Raw genomic sequence first — 328 nt, 5'->3', positions numbered from 1 at the left:
CCCCCCCCCCCCCCGCCTCTCCGGCAGGGCTGGCGATCTCTTCACACTGGAACACACGCAGGTTCCAGTGAATGTGGCTGAACGTGTGCTCCGCCTCACGTACAAACCGCACCGGACGCGCGAGCACGCCCTCCGCCAGCAAATGAGCCGCCAGGTGATCCATGGCTGGCTCATCCGGCACCGGACCGTTGTAGCCCTCCGGCCCGACAAGCTCGTGCGGCAGCTCCCACATGCGGGCCAACAGGCCCTTGGCAGGGCGCTGACGCACAAGCAGGCGGCCTGCGTTCGCGCCGCTGCCCTCGATGAGGGCGACGGAGCGCGGCTCCAG

The 328-nt window shown here is 69.5% G+C and carries 1 protein-coding gene; it reads right to left on the bottom strand.

The window, feature by feature from the left end; genetic code table 11:
• The coding region (locus L696_RS28115) for an NUDIX domain-containing protein (RefSeq protein WP_162833903.1) at positions 1-328 on the bottom strand (328 nt) is incomplete at both ends.

It is taken from the genome of Paenibacillus maysiensis (assembly GCF_000520815.1).
Classification (GTDB): Bacteria; Bacillota; Bacilli; order Paenibacillales; family Paenibacillaceae; genus Paenibacillus; species Paenibacillus maysiensis.
This window is presented reverse-complemented; position numbering and strand designations above follow the sequence as displayed.